Here is a 4949-nt window from a genome sequence, read left to right on the forward strand (position 1 = left end):
GCGCGCCGAAGAAATCGAATCATTATATTTCTGCGCCATGTAATAGCTGAACGCACTCATCAACTGCGCGCGGCGGGCCCAAGGCGAATAAGGGTGCTGGCGCTCCACCTCGTCGAAAAGGGCAGCCGCAATCTGGTACTGGCCTTTATCCAGCTTTTCCTTCGCCGCCATATAAAGTGTGTTGACGTCACGTGCGACGTATCGGGTATCCGAACCGCCTCCGCTTCCACCCAGCCCTAGCGAAGAGCATCCTGAAAGTAATAAGGCGGACATACCGAGCGCGAGTGGTGCGATAAGCTTTTTCTGCATGGGCATCCCTTAATGGCACTTGGCGTCATCGCCAAGGCTTTTGCGTGTTCTTTATTCGCAGGTCTGTATCCGCGATGAACCAGTTCGCAAGAAGACAGCCAATACAACGAAAAAGGGCCGCCGAAGCAGCCCTTTCCCTTAGTCTCTAGCTGAAAGATCAGTCTTTCAAGAAATCCGGAACATGGTTCGGGTCACCGCCTTCTCCACCTTCCGAACGCTCGCGGCGTGGGCCACGATCGCCGCGGTCGCGGTCACGACCGCCGTCACGACGCGGGCCACGCCCACGATCACCGCCGTCACGACGGGGACCGCGATCGCCGCGATCCGAACGCTCACGCGGTTCGCGCGGCGGGCGGGTGTCTTCCAGTTCTTCACCGGTTTCCTGATCGACCAGACGCATCGAAAGGCGAACCTTGCCGCGCGGATCGATTTCAAGAACCTTGACCTTGACGTCCATGCCTTCGCTGACAACGTCGGTCGGCTTTTCAACGCGCTCATTCTTCATTTCGCTCACATGGACCAGACCGTCCTTGCCACCCATGAAGTTCACAAACGCACCGAAATCGACGATGTTGACGACCTTGCCGTCATAGATTTTGCCGACTTCAGCTTCTTCGACGATGCCCGAAATCCATTTGCGGGCAGCTTCGATCTGCGAAAGGTCGCTCGACGAAATCTTGATCAGGCCTTCATCGTCGATGTCAACCTTCGCACCAGTGGTGGCAACGATCTCGCGGATCACCTTACCGCCGGTACCGATAATGTCGCGGATCTTCGATTTGTCGATCTGCATCGTTTCGATACGCGGAGCGTAATCAGACAGTTCGGCACGAGCCGAACCCAGCGCCTTCGCCATTTCGCCAAGGATGTGCGCACGGCCTTCCTTCGCCTGGTTCAGGGCAGCTTCAAAGATTTCGCGGGTGATACCGGCAATCTTGATGTCCATCTGCATCGTGGTGATGCCTTCGGACGTGCCAGCGACCTTGAAATCCATGTCGCCGAGATGATCTTCGTCACCCAAAATATCGGAAAGGATCGCGAAATCCTTGCCTTCCAGGATCAAGCCCATGGCGATACCCGAAACCGGACGCTTGATGGGGACGCCTGCGTCCATCATCGAAAGCGAACCGCCACAAACGGATGCCATTGACGACGAGCCGTTCGACTCGGTGATGTCGCTGGTCAGGCGGATAGTGTAAGGGAATTCATCCTTGCTCGGCAGCACGGGGTGCAGTGCACGCCATGCCAGCTTGCCATGGCCAACTTCACGACGACCCGGCGCGCCAAAGCGGCCGACTTCACCCACCGAATAGGGGGGGAAGTTATAGTGCAGCATGAAGTTCTGATATGACAGGCCATTGAGACCGTCGATCATCTGCTCCGCGTCCTTGGTGCCCAAGGTGCAGGTTGCGATCGTCTGTGTTTCACCGCGCGTGAACAGGCACGAACCATGCGCACGGGGAAGGAAATGCGTTTCGGCGAGGATCGGACGGATCTGCGTGGTCGAACGACCATCGATGCGAGTGCCATCCTTCAGGATCGCGCCGCGAACGATTTCCGCTTCCAGCTTCTTCATCAGCTTTTGCGCGGCCATCTGGTCCTGAGGGGTTGCGTCGCTAAACGCTTCCTTCGCCTTGGCGCGGGCTTCGTTCAACGCGTTCGAACGGGCCGATTTGTCAGTCAGCTTGTAAGCAGCGGCGATATCTTTGCCGATCAGCTTCTTCAGCTTGTCCTTGGCAGCCGAGAGATCGGCCTGCTCAGCCATTTCCCAAGGATCCTTGGCAGCCTTCTCGGCCAGCTTGACGATCGCTTTCACGACTTCCTTACAGGCGTCATGTGCAAACATGACAGCACCGAGCATGATTTCTTCCGAAAGCTCATTGGCTTCGGATTCAACCATCATCACCGCGTCATAAGTTGCAGCAACAACCAGATCGAGATCGCCTTCAGCAACCTGTTCATCGGTCGGGTTGAGGATATATTCGCCATTCAGGTAACCAACGCGCGCTGCGCCGATGGGGCCCATGAAAGGCACGCCCGAAATGGTGAGCGCAGCAGATGCTGCAACCATTGCGAGGATATCGGGCTCGTTCTGGCCGTCATAGCTCAAAACCTGCGCAATAGCGTTGATTTCGTTGTAGAAACCTTCCGGAAACAGAGGACGGACCGGCCGGTCGATCAGGCGCGAAACCAGCGTTTCCTTTTCGGTGGCACCGCGTTCACGCTTGAAGAAGCCACCGGGAATGCGGCCTGCAGCCGAATATTTTTCCTGATAGTGAACAGTGAGCGGGAAGAAATCCTGGCCCTCTTTCACCGACTTTGCCGCGGTGACCGCGCAAAGCACAACAGTTTCGCCAAGGGTCGCGATAACAGCGCCGTCGGCTTGACGGGCAACCTTGCCCGTTTCGAGTGTCAGGGTTTGTCCGCCCCACTCGATTGATACATTCTTTACATCAAACATAGATTTTCCTTGAGATGCCTTCGCGCCCTATTGCGCAAAGGGGCCTCCTGTTTTCCGGGATCTCCGGCCCGGGCCGGTTGGAGCATTTTGCGCCCCCATGGCCGGGTTCGCCGAAATGCGAACCCACCCCATATAGCAAAAGCGGCCCGCAGAGGGGGCCGCTTCGCAATTTCTTATTTACGCAGACCGAGCTTGGAAATCAGCGCATTGTAACGCGCGACATCCTTTTTCTTGAGGTAGTCAAGAAGCGAACGGCGCCGATTGACCATCTGGAGAAGTCCGCGACGCGAGTGGTTATCCTTGGCGTGGCTTTTGAAGTGCGCGGTCAGGGTGTTGATGCGATCGGTGAGGATTGCAACCTGGACTTCCGGTGAACCGGTGTCGCCTTTGCCCTGGGCGTTGTCCTTGATAACTTCAGCTTTGCGTTCAGCAGTAATAGACATGTTTTTCCTTCGAACATCGTATTTTAAAGGTTGAAGCCACGAACGGTTCTTAACTCACCGTCGATGTGCTCTACCAACGCCAAGGCACGCATTTCTGCGTCTCGCGCCCAATACAGCCCATCTTTCGTGGCAATCCCGGTCAAGACGCGACCCTGTTGGATCGCCTTTGCCGCATCCGGGGAGAGATCAAGAGCCGGGATGTCGACCAGCCCTGCCTCCAACGGCAAGATAATGTCTTTTGCAGGCGCGCCCTTACCAATTTCGTTGAGTTTGTCCAGCGAAATCGCATGATCCAGCGTGAACGGCCCCGCCTTTGTGCGCCGGAGCATAGTAACATGCCCTAAGGTACCAAGGGCATGCGAAATGTCACGCGCCAGCGACCGGATATAAGTGCCTTTGGAAACATGCACAGAAAGGGTAACCTCTTCTATTGCAGCTTTGCTCTCCTGCTCAAAAACGGAAAGCGCGTATATGGTCACTTGCCGGGCCGCGATCTCAACCACCTCCCCAGCCCTTGCCCGATCATAAGCGCGTTTGCCATCTACCTTTATCGCCGAGTAAGCAGGTGGTATTTGCTCAATTGCTCCGGTGAAATTCGGCAGCACAGCTTCGATCTGCGCCATTGTAGGCCGGATATCCGAAGTCGCTACAACCTCCCCCTCAGCATCCAGTCCCGCCGTCTCTTCACCGAATTTGATTGTAAAGTCATAGACTTTGGACGCGTCGAGCATCCGACCGCATAATTTGGTTGCCTCCCCGATTGCGATTGGGAGCACACCGGTCGCCAGCGGATCGAGTGTGCCGCCATGGCCGACCTTAACTTTGCCAAATCCAGCTTCGCGCAGATTACGCTTTACCGCCGCGACGGCTTGCGTCGAACCTAAACCTATCGGTTTGTCCAAGATGATCCAGCCGTTCATTGCGCCGCATTTGGCGGAGCGACACCACGGCGTCAATCGTCTGGAGCTACGGCCTTCTTTGCTTCCGCGCGAACCTCTTTGCGTATTTGTATTCGCTCTTTGCGGGGTAAGGGTTTCTCCGCTGTCACAAGACTATCAAACTGGCAATATTCCCGGCCAGCAATAACACCGCCAAATTTGTCGAGCGATGCCGCCCCGCGCGTATCGAAAGCCAAACCGTTGGCATGACTCAAATTGTGGCATGGCCCGATTATCCGGGCATAGTACCAGCGCCGCTGGCGGTCTTCGATCCATATGCCACGATCGCCATTGGCCTCGAAGTTTCGAATGCCGCCATTGTTGGCGAAAGGAATTTTTGCCTCAACACCATATTCGGCCCACTCTTTTGGCTTTGCGGCTTGCGAAGCTGTGGCAACAAAAGCTGTCAAAGCAGCACCAAAGATGGAAATGCCTGTTTTCATGGCGCTTCTTATGTAGTCTCCAAGCTTAACGCTGAATGAGCGGCTGATTCATTCCGCGCTTCCATGAAATGGCGGCGGCACATCGCGACATAGCGGTCATTCCCGCCAATTTCGGTTTGTTTGCCGTCAATCACGGCATGGCCTTCGGCATCCACGCGCAGGTTCATCGTCGATTTTCGGCCGCAGTGGCAGACTGCTTTTAGTTCGACCAACGCATCGGCAAGTCCCAAAAGTGCGGCAGATCCAGGGAAAAGTTCTGCGGCAAAATCTGTCCTCAGGCCGTAGCACAAGACTGGAATGGGTCGCGTCCGTCAAGGTGGTGTAATTTCGGCTGTGGCCGTGGGCCATCGTCAGG

5 protein-coding genes and 1 pseudogene are annotated in these 4949 nt (G+C 55.9%); all 6 read right to left on the minus strand.

All coding sequences use genetic code 11. From position 1 onward, the window contains the following. Positions 1-309, minus strand: a 309-nt coding sequence (bamD, locus tag Q0239_RS07935) for an outer membrane protein assembly factor BamD (RefSeq protein WP_298600867.1), incomplete at its 3' end; no start/stop codon positions are given. Positions 310-466: 157 nt separating this feature from the next. Beyond that, entirely contained in the window at positions 467-2770 is a 2304-nt protein-coding gene (gene pnp / locus Q0239_RS07940; RefSeq protein WP_298600870.1) for a polyribonucleotide nucleotidyltransferase, read from the minus strand. Between the two features lie 173 nt (positions 2771-2943). Next, the gene (gene rpsO / locus Q0239_RS07945) at positions 2944-3213 is read right to left on the minus strand and encodes a 30S ribosomal protein S15 (RefSeq protein ID WP_298600873.1); all 270 of its coding nucleotides are present in this window, start codon (positions 3211-3213) and stop codon (positions 2944-2946) included. Positions 3214-3236: 23 nt separating this feature from the next. Then, complete coding sequence (gene truB / locus Q0239_RS07950) at positions 3237-4133, minus strand: tRNA pseudouridine(55) synthase TruB (RefSeq protein ID WP_298600875.1); 897 nt, start codon at positions 4131-4133, stop codon at positions 3237-3239. 32 nt (positions 4134-4165) lie between these two features. Further along, a complete protein-coding gene (locus tag Q0239_RS07955) occupies positions 4166-4594 on the minus strand; it encodes a DUF6491 family protein (protein ID WP_298600877.1) in 429 nt (142 codons plus the stop codon). Positions 4595-4602: 8 nt separating this feature from the next. Then, a pseudogene (locus Q0239_RS07960) lies at positions 4603-4893 on the minus strand (thymidine kinase); the annotation flags it as partial. Between the last annotated feature and the right edge of the window lie 56 nt (positions 4894-4949).

The organism is uncultured Sphingorhabdus sp., from assembly GCF_937872355.1.
Lineage (GTDB): Bacteria > Pseudomonadota > Alphaproteobacteria > Sphingomonadales > Sphingomonadaceae > Sphingorhabdus_B.

Excerpts from the sequence above, each read along its gene's own strand:
- pnp (WP_298600870.1), bottom strand. The coding sequence starts at position 2,770 with ATGTTTGATGTAAAGAATGTATCAATCGAGTGGGGCGGACAAACCCTG.
- rpsO (WP_298600873.1), bottom strand. The coding sequence starts at position 3,213 with ATGTCTATTACTGCTGAACGCAAAGCTGAAGTTATCAAGGACAACGCC.
- truB (WP_298600875.1), bottom strand. The coding sequence starts at position 4,133 with ATGAACGGCTGGATCATCTTGGACAAACCGATAGGTTTAGGTTCGACG.
- Q0239_RS07955 (WP_298600877.1), bottom strand. The coding sequence starts at position 4,594 with ATGAAAACAGGCATTTCCATCTTTGGTGCTGCTTTGACAGCTTTTGTT.